Source organism: Humidesulfovibrio sp. (assembly GCF_030689645.1).
GTDB lineage: Bacteria > Desulfobacterota > Desulfovibrionia > Desulfovibrionales > Desulfovibrionaceae > Humidesulfovibrio.
On sequence record NZ_JAUYFU010000070.1, the window covers coordinates 1 to 16291 of the forward strand.

Genomic DNA, 16291 nt, shown 5'->3' on the forward strand with positions numbered 1-16291 from the left:
CGGTCAAAGGAGTGCAGGGGCTGGCCCAGCTCCATCAAAATATAATTGGTGACGTCAACGATGTTGTTGATGGGGCGCTGGCCGATGGCCAGCAGGCGGTAGCGCATCCAGTCCGGGCTCTTGTCTATCTTCGCGCCGGTGAGCACGCGGGCGCGGTACACGGGGCAAAGCTCGCCGTCCGCGATGTCGATGCGCACGGCCTTGGCGGCGTCGCCCGCTGCGGCGTCCTCCACAAGGTTCAGCCGGGGCATGGTCAGGGGCAGGCCGAAGCCCAGGGCGGTCTCCCGCGCAATGCCCAGCACGGACAGGCAATCCGCGCGGTTGGGCGTGATGCTGACCTCGATGACCTGCCGCTCCAGGCCCAGGGCCTCGGTGATGAGCTGTCCGGGGCGGAAGCTCTCAGGCAGGACCATGATGCCGGAATGCTCTTCCGACAGGCCCAGCTCGCGCTCGGAGCAGATCATGCCGCAGGACACCACGCCGCGCAGCTTGGCCTTCTTGATCTCCAGGCCGCCGGGCATGGTGGTGCCGATCATGGCCACGGGCACGTTCTGCCCCTGGGCCACGTTGGACGCGCCGCAGACGATCTGAAGCGGCTCCGCCGCGCCCACGTCCACGGTGCATACGGAAAGATGGTCGGACTCCGGGTGGGGAGCGCGATCGGCGACATGGCCCACCACGATCTTCGCGATGGATTCAAAGGGGTCGATGATGGCCTCGACCTCAAGGCCCTGCATGGTCAGGCGCTCGGCCAGTTCCTGCACAGAACCCTGGAAGGGCACAAACTCGCGGAGCCACTGCAAACTGATGAGCATAACCGCCTCGCCTAAGGCTTGAGGGGGCTTCATCGCACCCCGGTAAGACAAGGGCGCCCCGGTCCCCATCCCTTCGCAGTCCGGGTTGCCGGAGGTGCGAGAGCCGGGGCGCGGGGCGCCTGAAAACTACGAAAACTGTTCGAGGAAACGCACGTCGTTTTCAAAGAACATGCGCAAGTCGCCGATGCCGTACTTGAGCATGGCAACGCGCTCCACGCCAAGGCCGAAGGCGAAGCCCGTGACGGACTCGGGATCGTAGCCCCCCACGCCTGCCGCATTGACGGCGCGGAACACGTTGGGGTCCACCATGCCGCAGCCCAGGATCTCCACCCAGCCGGTCTTCTTGCACACGCGGCAAGGCTCGCCCTTGATGTGCCCTTCGCCGCCGCAGAGCATGCACGAGATGTCCACCTCGGCGCTGGGCTCCGTGAAGGGGAAGAAGCTGGGGCGGAAGCGAACCTTGGTGTCCGCGCTGAACAACTGGCGCACAAAGGCGGTCAGCGTGCCGCGCAAATCAGCCATGCTCACGCCCTTGTCCACAAGCAGACCTTCGATCTGGTGGAACATGGGGGTGTGGGTGATGTCCGAGTCGCGCCGGTACACCTTGCCCGGGGCGATGACCGCCACCGGCGGCCTGCGCGAGAGCATGGTGCGCACCTGCAAAGGCGAGGTGTGCGTGCGCAGAAGCACCCGCTCCGACACGTACAGGGTGTCCTGCATGTCGCGCGCCGGGTGGTCCGGGGGCATGTTGAGGGCCTCGAAGTTGTGCCAGTCGTTCTCCACTTCCGGCCCGGCCACCACTTCAAAGCCAAGGCCTGTGAGCACCTCGCAGATTTCCTGCATGGCCAGAGTGACGGGGTGGAGGCTTCCAGGAGCGGGTCGGCGTCCGGGGAGGCTGGGGTCGAAGCCGGACAGGGCGTCCTTGGCGGCTTCGGCCTCAAGCTCGGCCTGGCGGGATTCAAGCAGCGCGGTGAGCGCGTTCTTGACCTCGTTGGCCTTCTTTCCGGCGGCGGGCTTGTCTTCCGGGCCCATCTGGGCCAGGGCGACCATACCGGCGGCGAGCTTGCCCTTGCGTCCGAGGAATTCGACGCGCAGGGCCTCCAGGTCCTTTAAACTGCAAGCCTGACCCCGGCGTGCTTCACACTCCAGGGTCAGGCCATCGAGTCCTTCCAGGAAGGACTTGAGCATCTCGTTCACGTTCTACGCCTTGGCCGCCTGGCAGATCTGGGCGAACACGGCGGGCTCACGCACAGCCAGGTCAGCCAGCATCTTGCGGTTGACGGCGATGTCGGCCTTGGCCAGGCCACCGATGAGCTTGCTGTAAGACAGGCCGTTCAGGCGGGCGCCGGCGTTGATGCGCACGATCCACAGGCGGCGGAAGTCACGCTTCTTCTGCTTGCGGTCGCGAAAAGCAAAACAAAGGGCGCGCTCAACACGCTCGCGGGCGGTGCGGTACAGGCGGCTGCCGGCACCGATATAGCCCTTGGCCATCTTCAGGAATTTCTTGTGCCGACGGTGGCCGGCAACTCCGCGCTTAACTCTCATTGTACTTCCTCCGATTCGTTTATGGCACAGTCAGCGTTAGCCGACAGGCACGACGTCGTTGGTTTTATGGTTAGCCGTAGGGCAGAAGGCGCTTCACGGCACCCAGGTTGGCATCGTCAACCATGGTGCCCTGACCGAGGCGGCGCTTACGCTTGGCGCCCTTCTTGGTCAGGATGTGGCGCAGGTTCTGACGACGGCGCTTGAACTTGCCGGCGCCGTTGCTCACGAAGCGCTTGGCGGCGCTGCGGTTGGTCTTCATCTTGGGCATGGTTTCCTCCTCGATATGCTCAACGGGCGGACGGAACCGCCGCGAGGGCTGTCCTTGGGCTCTACTTCTTCACCGGGGTCAGCATCATCACCAGGGTGCGGCCTTCCGACAGTGACGGCTGCTCCACCTTGGCGATGTCGGCCGTGTCCACAACCACGCGGTCAAGCATGATCTGTCCACGGTCCTTGTGCACGATCTCGCGTCCCCGGAAGAAAACCGCAACCTTGCAGCGGTCGCCCTCTTCCAGAAAGCGGCGAATGTGCTTCAGCTTCGTCTGGTAGTCATGTTCATCGGTCTTGGGCCGGAACTTGACTTCCTTGATCTGTATAACGGTCTGCTTCTTTTTAGCTTCCTGCTGACGCTTCTGCTGCTCGTATTTGAACTTTCCGTAGTCCATGATGCGGCAAACAGGCGGATCGGCGTTGGGGGAAACCTCAACGAGGTCGAGCCCCTTGTTCTGCGCCAATGCCAAGGCTTCAGAGGTCGCCATGATGCCCAGCTGCGTGCTTTCGTCGTCGACCACGCGCACCTGGGGAATACGTATCCGCTCGTTTCGGCGGACGCCATCATCCTTAGGATGTTGGTCCTGCCTTCTAGGAAAAGCTATAGCTCATCCCTCCGCGCTTGAAAGGTTCATGGGCTGCGTCCAGAATAATCTGCGCCACCCCGGAAAGTGAAACAAACCCGACATCGGCGCCGCCGCGCACTCGCACGTTGACGCCGTCGGCTTCCACTTCCTTGTCTCCGACGATAAGCATGTAGGGGATCCGGTCGAGTTGAGCCTCGCGCACCTTGTACCCGAGCTTCTCATTCCGCACATCCGCTTCGGCGCGTATGCCCTTTTCCTGCAAAAACCGCAAGACTTTTTCCGCATGACCGTTCTGCGCGTCCGTCACGGTGAGGATGCGCGCCTGTGTCGGCGCGAGCCAAACCGGGAAGGCCCCTGCGAAATGTTCAATGAGCACGCCCATGAACCTTTCGATGGAGCCCAGGATCACGCGGTGCAGCATCACCGGGCGATGTTTGTTGCCGTCCTCGCCAATGTAGGACAGCTCGAAGCGCTCCGGCAGGGTGAAGTCACACTGCACGGTGGCGCACTGCCAGCTGCGATCAAGGGCGTCCTTGATCTTGATATCGATCTTGGGGCCGTAGAACGCGCCGTCGCCCGCATTGATGGCGTAGGGCATGTCCATGTGCTCCAGGGCGTCCTTGAGGGCGTCCGTGGCGCGGTCCCAGTCCTCGTCCGAGCCGATGCTCTTCTCGGGCCGGGTGCTGATCTCTGCCTCGAAGTTGAAGCCAAAGATGTCCATGACGTCGCGCACGAACTTCACCACGCCGATGATCTCCTCGCGGAGCTGGTCAGGGCGGCAAAGAATATGCGCGTCATCCTGAGTGAAGGAGCGCACGCGCAAAAGGCCGTGCAGCACGCCGCTCTTCTCGTGGCGGTGCACCACCCCGTGCTCGAAGTAGCGCTGGGGCAGATCGCGGTAGCTGCGCAGGCGGCTCTTGAATATGAGCATGTGCGACAGGCAATTCATGGGCTTGATGCCGTAGGCCTGCTCATCGATCTCGGTGAAGTACATATTCTCGCGGTAGTTGTCGTAGTGGCCGCTCTTTTCCCACAGCTCGCGCCGGAGGATGAGCGGGCCCTGCACGAACTGGTAACCGCGCTTCAGGTGCTCCTTGCGCTCGAAGTCTTCCAGAATGGCGCGGGTCAGCGCGCCCTTGGGATGCCAGAGCACCATGCCGCCGCCCACGTCCTCGTGGAAGCTGAACAGGTCCAGCTGGGTGCCCAGCTTGCGGTGGTCGCGCTTCTTGGCCTCTTCCAGGCGCTCCAGGTAGACCTTGAGATCCTTGGGAGTGGCCCAGGCGGTGCCGTAGATGCGCTGGAGCTGCGGATTCTTCTCGTCGCCGCGCCAATAGGCCCCGGCCACTGTGGTGAGCTTGAAGGCCTTCAAAAGGCCCGTGCGGGGCACGTGGGGGCCGCGGCACAGGTCGGTGAAGCCGCCCTGGGTGTAGGTGGAGACCTGCTCCACGCCCAGGTCGTCGATGAGCTCGACCTTGTATTTCTCGCCGTCGGCGTCGAAATGCGCGCGCGCTTCGGCGCTGGTGAGCTCCTGGCGGGCGAAGGCCTTGTCCGCACCCACGATGCGCAACATCTCGGCTTCGATGGCCTCGAGGTCCTCGGGCGTGAACGGGCGCTCGTAGTCGAAATCGTAATAGAAGCCGTTGTCCACCGAGGGGCCGATGGTGACCTTGGCGGTGGGGAACAGCTTTTTCACGGCCTCGGCCATGACGTGCGCGGTGGAGTGGCGGATGACCACAAGCCCCTCCGGCGAGTCCGCGAAAACGGGCTCAACGGCAGCGCAGTCCGCCGGGATGGCGGTGGTGAGGTCAAGCAGGGACTCGCCGCAGCGGGCCACCACGAGGTTCTTGTATTGTTTGTTGGAGAGAGCCTGTTTGAAGGCATCGGCGAAGGTGGCCCCCGCCTCAACGGAAATCTGCTGACCGGCCACGGAAAGTTGCACGGCGAAGCTCCTTGTTGACACGGCCCGGCGATCCCGAGCGCAGAGCCTTGTGGAAGAAAAAGGGAAAGGGAGGCACGAGGCCTCCCTTTCTGCATAATATGGTAGGCACGAGGAGACTTGAACTCCTGACCCCTTGCGTGTCGAGCAAGTGCTCTAACCAACTGAGCTACGCGCCTAAATTGCTCAAGGGAAGGACCGTTTACCCAAACCCCAGGACCTTGTCAACAACGAAATGCCGGAAAATTTTCAATCTGCCGCGCCGAACCGCTCAAGGGCCTCTTGCGCAAGGCTTCCCGCCGTGGTGCGAAGAAGCTCGCCATCCAGAAACAGCGCCACTTCCGAGGCGTCGTCCGCCAGGGCCGCCAGCCCATCGGCGGCCTGGGCAGCGCCCAAAAGGCCCAGCACCCAGGCGGCCAAGCCTCGGTTGGCCCCGTCCTCGTCGGCCAGGCCCGCAAGAAGGGCGGGGACTTCGCCAGCCACAAGCTCGGGAAAGCTCTGGGCCAGCCGGCCCAGGCCCCAGAACACGCCGCGCCGAAGCGCCGCATGTTCTAGATAGTTGCCCTCGCCGCGCACCTCCTGGCGCACGTAGGAGGCCAACACGCGGTTGAACTCTCCGGCCAGCCGCCGATGCCGCGCAAGGCTCTCGCCCAGGGCCTCGGGGATGCCCCAGCCGAGGCCGCCGGACTCCTCGTTCATGCGCCACAGGCATTGGCGCAGCACCATGCGCGCCGCCTCCAGCCCTTCGCCGGCCTCGCGGCTGTCGGCCATGCGGGCCACTGTGCGCCCAAAGGCCTCGGCCGCGCGCCAGCGCACCAGCTCGTCCTTGTCCAACAAAAGCGAAAACAGCGGGCCTGGCAGCTGCCGCGCGGGAACGGCGGCGAGCTCAACCAGACGCTCCCGCCAGTCCTGGCCCGACAGCAGCCCGCGAATGGAGCGCTTCAAGTCTCGAAAATGGGCCATGAAAGCCCCCTGGCGGCCTACTTCACGTGCTGGGCGATCTCGTCCAGGAAGGCCTGCGGCACGTCGTACCCGGTCTCCTGGGCCTTCTTGGCGCACTCCGCCGCACGGGGCCAGTTGCCCACCTCGGCGCTGCACAGGGCCAGATTGTTCCAGGCCGGGCCGAACATGGGCTGCTGCTCCACGGCCTTGGTCAGGGCGGTGACCGCCTCTTCCATCTCGCCGCGGGAGAAGTGCGCGCTGCCCAGGGTGGCCAAGGCCTGCACGAAGTTCGGGTCGTACTTGATGGCCTTCTGCAGGGCCGGAATGGCCTTGTCGGAATCGCCCAGCTGCATCAGCACGAAGCCGATGTTGCCCCAGGGCACTGCAAAGAACGGACGGATCTGGGTGGCCTGACGGTTGAAGTTCAGGCAGCCCTCCAAATCGCCGCGCTCCAGACAGATGCCGCCCATCTGCACATAGGCCTCGGCCATTTTAGGCGAGTTGGTCATGGCTTCGCGAAAGCTGCGCTCGGCGTCCATGTACTCGCGCTTGGAGAGAAGGGCCACGCCCAAGTTGTAGTGGGTGTTGCCGCACTCCGGGGCCTGGCGGAGCTTGTCCTTCAGGTGGGCGATATAATCGTCAACGTTGCTGAACTGCTGCTCGGTCATGGAGTATCTCCCTCGCGCCCTCCCCTTTCCGGGGCGGGCGGTTATTTCAAGCTGATGCCGCGCTCTTTGAGCAGGGCGTTATACCAGTCGCTGAACTCCAGAATGGGACGGACCTTTTCGATGTTCATGACCAGCATGACCATGAACTCGGACAAGGTCTGCATGTAGTCAGGATCAGGCATGTCGGGCAGACTTTTGAAGTATTTGTTCAAAAGGTCATGCGTCGTGTAACCCATGGCGTCCGTGCGGATATCGATGGGGTCGAAGGGCGCCTGGTAAGGATCCCAGCTCGCGTAGCCGATGCGGTCCACGAAGCGGCGACGGCGGGGCGAAAGGCCCTCGTACATGGCCCGCTTCTGCTCCTCAACCTGTTCTGGGGTGTACATGCGCTCCATGGCGTTAGTCCTTCTTTTTTACAGTGGACTTCTTGGCCGCGGTTTTTTTCGCGGCGGGCTTCTTGGCGGCAGGCGCCTGTCCGATGGTCAGGCTGGTGGGCGTGCAGCCCGCGCAGCCGCCCTTCTTGGTCTCCGGCGCGCAGCCCTTGCAGGCGGCCAGACCCTTGCCGGAGTTCTTGGCCATGGGCGCCATCTGGGCGCGGGGCCGGGCGGCAGGCGCAGCCGGAGCAACAGGGGCGGCGGGGGCGGCCTTTGGTGCAGAGGCCTCGGACTTGGCGTCGGCGGCCTCCTTCTCGGTCATTATGCCCAGGTACTCCTCGGAATAGTCGGTCAAGAGCGCCAGCGAAGCAGGCACCAGCACCTCGCCCAAGCCCTTGTAGCGGGTGGCCAGGCTCCCGGCCAGCTCGTGCGACAGGGCGTACAGCCGGTCCTGAATGCGGTCCAGGTACACGGTGGGATAGGGCTTGCCCTGCTCAAAGCCGGACTTGCCGCAGGTGTGGGCAGAGCCGCCGATGGCCGTGGGCACGCCGTAGATGCGGCAGGTGACGGGCCGCTTGTCGTACATCTGGCAGGCGCCGGCATCGTCGAGCAGCGGGCAGCGCACGCGCACCTTGGCCATCTCGGCCAGGATCTCCTGGGCGTTTGCGCCCTCCTTCACGGCCTTGAAGGCGTCGCGTTTCAGGCGGTGCACCAGGCGGTCGGCCTCGTCGGCGCGCTCCAGCACGGCGTTCTTGTCCTTGCCGGAAAACCGCTGATAGAAATTGCTGTTCAGGTACAGCGCCTCCACCAGGGTCAGGTCGAACAGGGCGTGGCAACAGTCGCTGCAGCCTTTTTCGCAGCGCACGTTGTCGGCGAACTTGGCTTTCACCGTGTTGAAAACCTGGTCGGCCTCGCCGATTATCGCCTCGTAGCGCTTGAAGAATTCGGAAAAATCAAGGGCCATGCGGCACTCCTCGCTGACAGTCGCTCGTGATGGTGATGACAGAAATATGAGTCCCCTGGCGGGGAGAGTAAAGGGGGCCGCGATACAAAAAAGCCGGGATTCACCCGGCCCCGTTCCGCCCGGTCAGGCGGACATGATTCTCTCTCGACGCCCCGTCCGCCAAGCAGGCGGCAAATGCGGGGACGGCGCAAGCGCCGCCCCCGTAGTCTCAGCCGGAGCTGTTATTGCTATTCTTCCTCGATGGCGATGGCGTCCTGCTCGCAGACTTCCACGCAGGACTCGCAGCCCAGGCATTCTTCCATGTTCACAGCAACGGCCTTGCCGTCCTGCAGTTCATAGACCTCAACCGGGCAAACGTCCACACACTCGCCGTCGCCGGTGCATTTGTCGGTATCGACAGTAACCTTGTAGCCCATTGTACCCTCCAGATGTGTATAATAAGAAAAAAAATTCTGCCCCGTTCGCTCTGCGCTCCCATCGAAAACAAGGACGCGACATGCGGGACCAGACGCCGCTTCCCCCAGCTCGATGGCCAAGCGGCGAGCGCGCTGGCTCCGGGGTTGCTGATATATCCAGGTCGGCTTCCGTGTCAAGACATGCAGTCGATTGTCTGCGCCGCTGCGTAATTTAACGTATGTTGAGCTTCGCCGACGCCTGGGCTATGGTTCGGCCCATCCGCGCCGGGCCTGCGTCCGCCGGAAATCGCCCCCTTGAGGCAGAAACATATGTTCTCCAGCGCCGAACTCGCCAAGTACGCCCGCACCTTGTGGTGGGGGCTCGCCACCGCCCGCACCAACCCCTACCAGCCGGGCGACGTCATTCTGTTGCGCTTCGACCAGGCCGCCACCCCCCTAGCAGAGGCTGTCTACGACCTGCTCATGGATAAAGGCATGGTTCCCGTGCCCCGGCAGAACCTCACCTCGCCCATGGAGGTTTCTTTCTACGGCAAGGGCTCGGACTCCCAGATCAAGACCATCACCCCCGGCGACCGCGAACTCATGGAGAATCTCTCCGGCCTCGTGTCGCTCATCGCTCCGGCTTCGCTCACGCACCTGGCAGGAGTGGACCCGGGCAAGATCGGCCTGGCCGCAGTGGCCCGGAAATTCCTGCGCGAAATAATGGAAGCGCGCGAGCAGACCGGCGACTTCGGCTGGACGCTCTGCGCCTACCCCACGCAGGAGCAGGCCCGGTGCGCAGGCCTGAGCATCGAGGAGTACGCCGCGCAGATCAAGCAGGCCTGCTTCCTCGACACCGACGACCCCGTGGCCAAGTGGCGCGAGGTCCACGCCGACGTGACCCGCGTGAAGGATTCGCTGGGCAAACTTGAGATCGACCGCCTGAAGATCGAAAGCGAGAGCTGCGACCTCACGGTGAACCCTGGCGCCGACCGACGCTGGCTCGGTGTTTCCGGGCACAACATCCCGAGCTTCGAGGTGTTCCTCTCGCCCGACTGGCGCGGCACCGAGGGCGTGTACTACGCCGATCAGCCCTCCTACCGCTCCGGCAACCGGGTGGCCGGAGTGCGCCTGGAGTTCAAGGCCGGACGCGTGACCGGCATAAGCGCCCAGGAAGGCGAAGACTTCGTGAAAAAGCAGCTGTCCATGGACGCGGGCGCGTCGCAACTGGGCGAATTCTCCCTCACCGACCGCCGCCACTCGCGCATCGGGGCCTTCATGGCCAGCACGCTGTTCGACGAGAACTTCGGCGGGCCTTACGGCAACTGCCACGTGGCTGTTGGCGCCAGCTACTCCGACACCTACGCCGGAGACCAGACCAGCCTGGACGCGGCCAAAAAAGAGGCGCTGGGCTTCAACGACTCCGCCCTGCACTGGGACCTGGTGAACACCGAGGACAAAACCGTCACCGCCCTGCTCAAGGGCGGCGGAAGCGTTGTCATTTACAAGGGCGGAGAGTTCGCCCTCTAACTGCTCGGCCGCGAACCGGGGCGCCGCTGGACAAGAGGCGCTCCGGTTCGCTTGATTACCCGCCTGCCCCCCCTGCCGCACTGCTCACCGCCAAGCCCCGGACTCACATCAACCGCCTTCTCCCCGCTGAAGCAATCTCGGGGCATCGCTGGACAGAAACGAAGCGCTTCGATAAACATAGAGTATTCTGTCTTGTGGCTCCCAAGCCACCAATGCCGAGGCCCCACGGCTCACGGCGGGAGTATGCGATGCGCTGGGACCGGTTTCTGTTCCTCCCCCTCCTCGCCCTAGCCATGGGGGGCACGGCCTTTGCCAATCCCCCGCTGGAGAAATCACCCCAGCAGACGGTTCTGGTGGTCCACAGCTACGACCCTGAATATATATGGACCCAAGCCGTCAGCCAAGGCATCAAGCAGGGACTGCACGGCCACAAGGTGAAGCTTGAAACGCTTTACCTGGACGCCAAGCGCGACCCAGAACCGGAGCATCTGCGCGACAAGGCCTTGGAGATTCTGGAACGCATCAAGGCCAGCAAGCCTCAGGTTGTCATCACCGTGGACGACGCGGCTCAGCTTTACCTCGCCAAGCCCCACCTCAAGGGACAAGCCTCGCCTCAGGTCATCTTCTGCGGGGTCAACGCGCCGCTCTCCCTCTATGGATTCCCTGCCGCCAACGTCTCCGGCGTGCGCGAACGCTGGCACTTCCGCGAGGGTTTCGCCCTGCTCAAGAAAATCAAGCCCACCATGCGCTCGGCGGCCCTGCTTGTTGACGACTCCGAGTCCAGCGGCTTCGTCCTCGACGACTTCAAGGCCGATTTCAAGCGAAACGGGCCCTACGCCGTGAAAATCGCAGGGGTGGAAAAAATCCGCACCTACCAGCAGTGGCAACGCCTCGTGAAGTATTACCAGTCCAGAACCGACGCCCTGGCTTTCGGCATATACCACTCACTGGTTGACGAGACCACGGGCCGCACGGTTTCCGCAGATGCGGTCAACGCCTGGAACACGGCCAACAACAAGTTGCCCACCCTCGGCTTTGCCGACTACGCCGAGGGGCACGGGCTGCTTTGCGGCGTGCTGGAGTCGGGTCACGAGCAGGGGCTTCTGGCCGGGGCCATGGCCCATACGCTGCTCAACACGGGCGCAATGGCAGGCGGCCTGCCCGTGCGCATCAACCAAAAGGGGAGGGTTGTGCTGAACCTCAAGACCGCTGAGCGGCTTGGCCTGCAGATCCCCTATGAAATCATCAATGCTGCGGAAGTGGTGATCAAGTGAGGCTGAAGCCAAACATATTATCCGGGCGCTTTCTGCTGGACCGCTACCTTGCGCCTGTGCTCACAACTGTGGTCCTGGGCGTGCTCATCACGACGCTCGTGGGCTACTTCTACACCAAAAGCACAGTGGAGCACTTGGCCCAGGGACAGATAGGGCAGACCCTGAATTTTCTCGACCGCGAGATAAACCTCCAGGCACGCGACATGACCAACCAGATCAATCTGGTGGCCCAGGAGGACGTGCTGCGTCTGGCCCTGGAGGACTCCTATCTGGGGCGCTCCGCCCGGGTGGCGGCCCAGCGCAAGCTGGAAGCCTACGTACGCAATGGTTCTTTTGACCGCGTATACCTCTTGGACAACATGGGGCAGATGCTCATGGCCTCCAACCCCTTGCTTCCAGGAAGCCTGGACGTGTCTGACCGGCAATACTACATAAAGGCCCTGGCCGGCCACTCCACCCTGGAGACCGAGCCTGTCTCCAGGGTCACCGGCCAGCCCATCCTCGTGGCCTCCACTCCGCTTCGCAGCCCGGACGGGACTGTGGTGGGCGTGGTTGTAGGCCTTACGCACACCGAGACCTTCGCCAAGCCCATGCTGAACGACTCCCACATCGGCAGAACCGGCGGGGCTTACATAATGACCGCCCGGGGGGAAATGCTGGGCTCGCCGACCTGGGCCGCCTTCGATTCCATCGGACCTGCCGGGCATGTCGCCGAACTGGTGGTCAACGCGTCCAGCGGGTCCATCCACCACTTCACCCGCGACGGCGAACCCCGCATGTGCCTGAGCCGCCGCAACGAGGTCACGGGCTGGATTCTGGTGATTGAGGTCAGCAAAGACGAGCTGCTTGCTCCAGCCACGCGCCTGGCCGCCGTGAGCGGCGCCATCTCGCTCATCACCCTGGTCATCGTGGCCCTGGCCCTTGGCGCCCTGCGGCGGATCATGGCCAACCTGCGCAACTCCGAAACCGACCACCGCACACTCACCGAACTCTCACCCGTGGGCATCGTCACTTTCGGGCCAACGGGCGCGCCGGAGTATATGAACCGACAGGCCCGATCCATTTTGGACCTTGCCCCTGACGCTCCTCTGCCAAAGGTCATCGAACTGGAGGACTCCGAGGGCGCTCCGCTTCTGGGCGAGACTTCGCCCATCGCCTGCGCACTCACCCAGCACACGCCCATTCTCGGCCTGCTTACCTGGTACAAGCATCCCGGCGGGAATCGCAAAGCCCTGTATCTGAACGCCACGCCGCTGGTGGTGGAAGGCCGCGAGGCCCACGGCGTGGTGGCCACACTGGAGGACATCACCGAACGCATGCAGGCCCTTGAGCTGCTGCACCAATCCGAAGAGCGTTTCTCAAGCCTGTTCCGGCTCTCCCCAGACAGCATCGTGCTCTCCGATCTCGACACCGGCACAGTGGTGGACGTGAACGAGACCTTCACCGACAGCTTCGGCCTTGACCGGGAGGAGGTCATTGGCAAGACAATCGCCGAACTAGCGTTGTACGGCGATGAAACCCAGCTGCAGGAGATAACCGAACGCGTGAAGGCCGAGGGCCACGCCCTGAACGTGCTGGCGAGGGCGCACGGCAGCAACGGCGAGGAGATCTTCCTGTCTTTGTCCAGCCAAGTGATGGAGATAGGCGAAAAGCGTTACCGCATGACCGTGGCCCGCGACATCACCGAACGCACCCGCGCCGATCAGGAGCTTGGCAGGAACCGCCGCCTGCTCGAAAGCATATTGAACACCGTACCCCTCTCCATTTTCTGGAAAGACAAGCAGAGCGTTTTCCTGGGCTGCAACGCGGCCTTCGCCCGCGCACTGGGGCAAAGCTCCCCGCAGGATGTCGTGGGAAAGACGGATGCCGACCTGCCCATTCCCGCTGAAACAAGCCAAAACTACCGCGCGGACGATCAGGCGGTCATGGCCACCATGGAGCCCAAGCTGCGCTATGTCGAGTCTTTGGCATTGAACAACGGGCGGACCATTTGGCTGGAGACGAGCAAGCTCCCCCTTGTGGACGACACGGGTCAGGCCGTCGGCGTGCTGGGAATCTTCGAGGACATCACCGAACGCGTCCAGGCCGTGGAGCAGCTCCGGCAGTCGGAGGAGCGCTTCTCGCGGCTGTTCCGTTTCTCTCCCGAGGCCATGGCCCTGGTGGACATGGCGGACCAGCGCTTCGCCGACGCCAACGACGCCTTCCAGAAGCTCACGGGCTACAGCCTGCAAGAACTGGTGGGGCGGAGCTCCATCCACATGGGGTTCTACGCCGACGAGTCCCGCAGGTCGGAACTTTACCAGATACTGGAACGCGACGGGCACGTGGAGAATTTCGAATTCGAAGGCCGCCGCAGGGACGGCCAGATCCTGCAATGCTCCATCACCAGCCACGTCATGGCCATCGCGGACAAACGGTACCTGCTGGCTCTGGTGCGCGACATGACGGAGATCAAGAAAATGCAGGAGATGATGATTCAGACCGAGAAGATGATCTCCATCGGCGGCATTGCCGCAGGCATCGCCCACGAGATAAACAACCCCCTGGGCATCGTGCTCCAGGCCGCCCAGAACATGGTGCAGCGCACCAGGCCTGATTTCAAGAAGAACCTCGAGGTGGCCGCGGAGCTGGGGCTTGATATGGAGCTGCTGCGACAGTACATGCAGGCCCGCAAGCTTGACGTGTTCATCGAGGACATCCAGGCCGCCGCCGTGCGCGCCTCGGCCATCATCCGCCACATGCTCGACTTCAGCCGCTCAAGCGAGTCCAAACGCAGGGTCTGCGATCTGCCCGCCATCATCGACAAGGCCGTAACCCTGGCCAGCAGCGACTACGACCTGAAGAAAAGCTACGACTTCAAGCGCATAAAGATCACCCGCGACTACGCGGACGATCTGCTGGTCGTCCACTGCACGGAAACGGAGATCGAGCAGGTGCTCCTGAATCTGCTGCGCAACTCGGCCCAGGCCCTGGCGACCTCAGAACCGCCTGTGGCCGAACCGCTGATAGTCATACGCGCGCGGAACAACGACGAGTTCCTGCGCATCGAGATCGAGGACAACGGTCCGGGCATGCCGCCCGAGGTGCAGCGCCGCGTTTTTGAACCATTCTATACGACCAAGCCTCCAGGCGTTGGCACCGGTCTTGGCCTTTCAGTGTCCTATTTCATCGTCACCAAGGGCCACGGCGGAAGAATGACCGTGAAATCGCACCCCGGCGCAGGCACGCTGTTCAGCATCGACCTGCCAGCGGACGATCACAATGAGGAGGTGGCATGAACCACCCAGCGCGCATCCTGATCATCGATGACGAGGAGCGCATCCGGCACCTGCTTCAGGACTATCTGGAGGATTTCGAGGACTACGCGCTGCGCGCCAGCGAATCCGCCGAGGACGCCCTGGAGCAGCTAAGTCATGAAACCGCTGAGCTGTGCATCGTGGACATGCGCCTGCCCGGAATGGACGGTCAGGCCTTCATTCTGCAGGCCGAAAAGCGTCAGCTATGCGATCGGTTCATCCTGCACACCGGGTCCATGGACTTCACCCTGACCAAGGAACTGCGCGAAAGCGGCCTCACCGAAGATGACGTGTTTTTCAAGCCCTGCAACATGGACGAGATGCTCGCGCGCATCCGCCAGATCCTCAAGCTCCCGGGAGACGCAGCATGAGCATTCTCATCATTGACGACGAGCCCGGACTCAGGCGCTCCCTTACAGCCCACCTGGAGGACCAGGAGTACGAGACCCTGGAGGCGGCCAATGGGCTGGAAGGGCTGAACATCCTTCTGGCCAACCGCGAAGCCGTCAAGGCCGTGGTTGTGGACCTGAACATGCCGGTGATGGACGGGTACTCCTTCATCGGCCACGCCACCCAGGAGGCCCCGGAGGTGCCCATCATCGTGCTCTCCGGCGTAGGCATAGTGGAGGACGCCCTCTCGGCCATGCGCATGGGCGCCTGGGATTTCATCACCAAGCCGCTGCATAACCTGAATATTCTTGACTACACCCTGGACAAGGTCTTTGACCGCGCGCGCCTGCTGCGCGAGAACAAGCAGTACCAGGAGAATCTTGAACGCCTGGTGCGCGAGCGCACCAAGGAGCTTGAGGAAACGCGCAAGCAGGTGATGCAGCGCCTGAGCCGCGCGGCGGAGTATAAGGACAACGAAACGGGCCGCCACGTCATCCGCGTGGGGCAGATAAGCCGGCTGCTGGGCCGGGCCATGGGCATGGACGAAGACGCCTGCGAGCTGCTGGGCGAATGCGCGCCCCTGCACGACGTGGGCAAGATCGGCATACCGGACGAGGTGCTGCTCAAGCCCGGCAAGCTGACCCCGGACGAATGGGACACCATGCGGAAGCACTGCATTTTCGGCTGCGAGATTCTAGGTCCGCTGGACAGCAAGGACGAGGCGCACCGGATCTGCTCAGACCCGCTCTTGATGCGCGAAATGGCCGGCAGCGAGCAGCTCAAGCTGGCGCGCGTGCTGGCCCTGTGCCACCATGAACGCTGGGACGGCAAGGGCTATCCCTTCGGCCTTTCGGGCGATGACATCCCGCTGGAGGCGCGCATCGTCACTGTGGTCGACGTGTTCGACGCCCTGTGCAGCGACCGCCCCTACAAGCAGGCCATGGACCCGGACAAGGCCGGGGAGCTCATCCGCGCTGGGGCCGGCACCCAGTTCGACGCGGCAGTGGTGGAGGCCTTCTTCCTGCACCAGGACGAGATCAACGCCATTCGCCACAGGTGGAGCGACTAGCCGGGCCGTGCGCCCCTGGCCGTGCTGGTCACGGGGCACAAGCCTGCATGCACGACACACAAGGGAGAGCGGTCAGAAGGGATAAAGCAAAGACGAAAAGAAAAGGGAGTTATGACTTTCGTCACAACTCCCTGAACTTGCGTGGTGGGCCCGGCAGGATTTGAACCTGCGACCTACGGATTCGTAGTCCGGCGCTCTATCCACTGAGCTACGAGCCCACGCGAGGTGGAAGAATT

16 protein-coding genes and 2 tRNA genes are annotated in these 16291 nt (G+C 63.2%); 5 read left to right on the plus strand and 13 right to left on the minus strand.

Translation table 11 applies throughout. The features are described 5' to 3' along the window. The 12 genes from ytpR to Q8O35_RS10115 all read right to left on the minus strand — a co-directional run. Nucleotides 1-815, minus strand: an 815-nt coding sequence (ytpR, locus tag Q8O35_RS10060) for a YtpR family tRNA-binding protein (protein WP_305572838.1), incomplete at its 3' end; no start/stop codon positions are given. 126 nt (nucleotides 816-941) lie between these two features. Then, nucleotides 942-2003, minus strand: a complete 1062-nt coding sequence (pheS, locus tag Q8O35_RS10065) for a phenylalanine--tRNA ligase subunit alpha (RefSeq protein WP_371133121.1) — start codon at nucleotides 2001-2003, stop codon at nucleotides 942-944. A 12-nt stretch (nucleotides 2004-2015) separates the two neighbouring features. Further along, entirely contained in the window at nucleotides 2016-2360 is a 345-nt protein-coding gene (gene rplT / locus Q8O35_RS10070; RefSeq protein WP_305572843.1) for a 50S ribosomal protein L20, read from the minus strand. Nucleotides 2361-2430: 70 nt separating this feature from the next. Further along, nucleotides 2431-2628: a 50S ribosomal protein L35 gene (gene rpmI, locus Q8O35_RS10075; protein WP_305572849.1), complete on the minus strand. Its 198-nt coding sequence runs from the start codon at nucleotides 2626-2628 to the stop codon at nucleotides 2431-2433. Nucleotides 2629-2689: 61 nt separating this feature from the next. Next, a complete protein-coding gene (gene infC, locus Q8O35_RS10080) occupies nucleotides 2690-3235 on the minus strand; it encodes a translation initiation factor IF-3 (protein ID WP_305572870.1) in 546 nt (181 codons plus the stop codon). After that, nucleotides 3222-5156 (minus strand): threonine--tRNA ligase, encoded by a 1935-nt coding sequence (gene thrS, locus Q8O35_RS10085; protein ID WP_305572851.1) that lies wholly within the window; start codon nucleotides 5154-5156, stop codon nucleotides 3222-3224. Before thrS ends, infC begins: the two co-directional genes overlap by 14 nt. 99 nt (nucleotides 5157-5255) lie before the next feature. Continuing rightward, a tRNA-Val gene (locus tag Q8O35_RS10090) sits at nucleotides 5256-5332 on the minus strand. 70 nt (nucleotides 5333-5402) lie between these two features. Next, a complete protein-coding gene (locus tag Q8O35_RS10095; protein WP_305572853.1) occupies nucleotides 5403-6116 on the minus strand; it encodes a DVU0298 family protein in 714 nt (237 codons plus the stop codon). A gap of 17 nt (nucleotides 6117-6133) precedes the next feature. After that, nucleotides 6134-6763, minus strand: coding sequence for a tetratricopeptide repeat protein (locus Q8O35_RS10100; RefSeq protein ID WP_305572855.1), 630 nt, complete (start codon nucleotides 6761-6763; stop codon nucleotides 6134-6136). Between the two features lie 41 nt (nucleotides 6764-6804). Continuing rightward, nucleotides 6805-7158, minus strand: coding sequence for a hypothetical protein (locus Q8O35_RS10105; protein WP_305572857.1), 354 nt, complete (start codon nucleotides 7156-7158; stop codon nucleotides 6805-6807). 4 nt (nucleotides 7159-7162) lie between these two features. Continuing rightward, the gene (locus tag Q8O35_RS10110; RefSeq protein WP_305572858.1) at nucleotides 7163-8101 is read right to left on the minus strand and encodes a YkgJ family cysteine cluster protein; all 939 of its coding nucleotides are present in this window, start codon (nucleotides 8099-8101) and stop codon (nucleotides 7163-7165) included. A gap of 227 nt (nucleotides 8102-8328) precedes the next feature. Then, nucleotides 8329-8517 carry a ferredoxin gene (locus tag Q8O35_RS10115; RefSeq protein ID WP_305572860.1) on the minus strand — a complete coding sequence of 63 codons (189 nt, stop codon included), beginning with the start codon at nucleotides 8515-8517 and terminating at the stop codon, nucleotides 8329-8331. A gap of 309 nt (nucleotides 8518-8826) precedes the next feature. Here Q8O35_RS10115 and Q8O35_RS10120 point away from each other — a divergent pair, with 309 nt between their 5' ends. The 5 genes from Q8O35_RS10120 to Q8O35_RS10140 all read left to right on the plus strand — a co-directional run bounded on the left by Q8O35_RS10120 (nucleotide 8827) and on the right by Q8O35_RS10140 (nucleotide 16055). Continuing rightward, nucleotides 8827-10026, plus strand: a complete 1200-nt coding sequence (locus Q8O35_RS10120; RefSeq protein ID WP_305572872.1) for an aminopeptidase — start codon at nucleotides 8827-8829, stop codon at nucleotides 10024-10026. Nucleotides 10027-10274: 248 nt separating this feature from the next. After that, the gene (locus Q8O35_RS10125; RefSeq protein ID WP_305572862.1) at nucleotides 10275-11300 is read left to right on the plus strand and encodes an ABC transporter substrate-binding protein; all 1026 of its coding nucleotides are present in this window, start codon (nucleotides 10275-10277) and stop codon (nucleotides 11298-11300) included. Beyond that, nucleotides 11297-14578: a PAS domain S-box protein gene (locus Q8O35_RS10130; protein ID WP_305572864.1), complete on the plus strand. Its 3282-nt coding sequence runs from the start codon at nucleotides 11297-11299 to the stop codon at nucleotides 14576-14578. Before Q8O35_RS10125 ends, Q8O35_RS10130 begins: the two co-directional genes overlap by 4 nt. Continuing rightward, nucleotides 14575-14967, plus strand: a complete 393-nt coding sequence (locus Q8O35_RS10135) for a response regulator (protein WP_305572866.1) — start codon at nucleotides 14575-14577, stop codon at nucleotides 14965-14967. Before Q8O35_RS10130 ends, Q8O35_RS10135 begins: the two co-directional genes overlap by 4 nt. Beyond that, nucleotides 14964-16055 carry an HD-GYP domain-containing protein gene (locus tag Q8O35_RS10140; protein ID WP_305572868.1) on the plus strand — a complete coding sequence of 364 codons (1092 nt, stop codon included), beginning with the start codon at nucleotides 14964-14966 and terminating at the stop codon, nucleotides 16053-16055. Before Q8O35_RS10135 ends, Q8O35_RS10140 begins: the two co-directional genes overlap by 4 nt. A 142-nt stretch (nucleotides 16056-16197) precedes the next feature. Here the strand turns inward: Q8O35_RS10140 and Q8O35_RS10145 are convergent. Continuing rightward, a tRNA-Arg gene (locus Q8O35_RS10145) sits at nucleotides 16198-16273 on the minus strand. Between the last annotated feature and the right edge of the window lie 18 nt (nucleotides 16274-16291).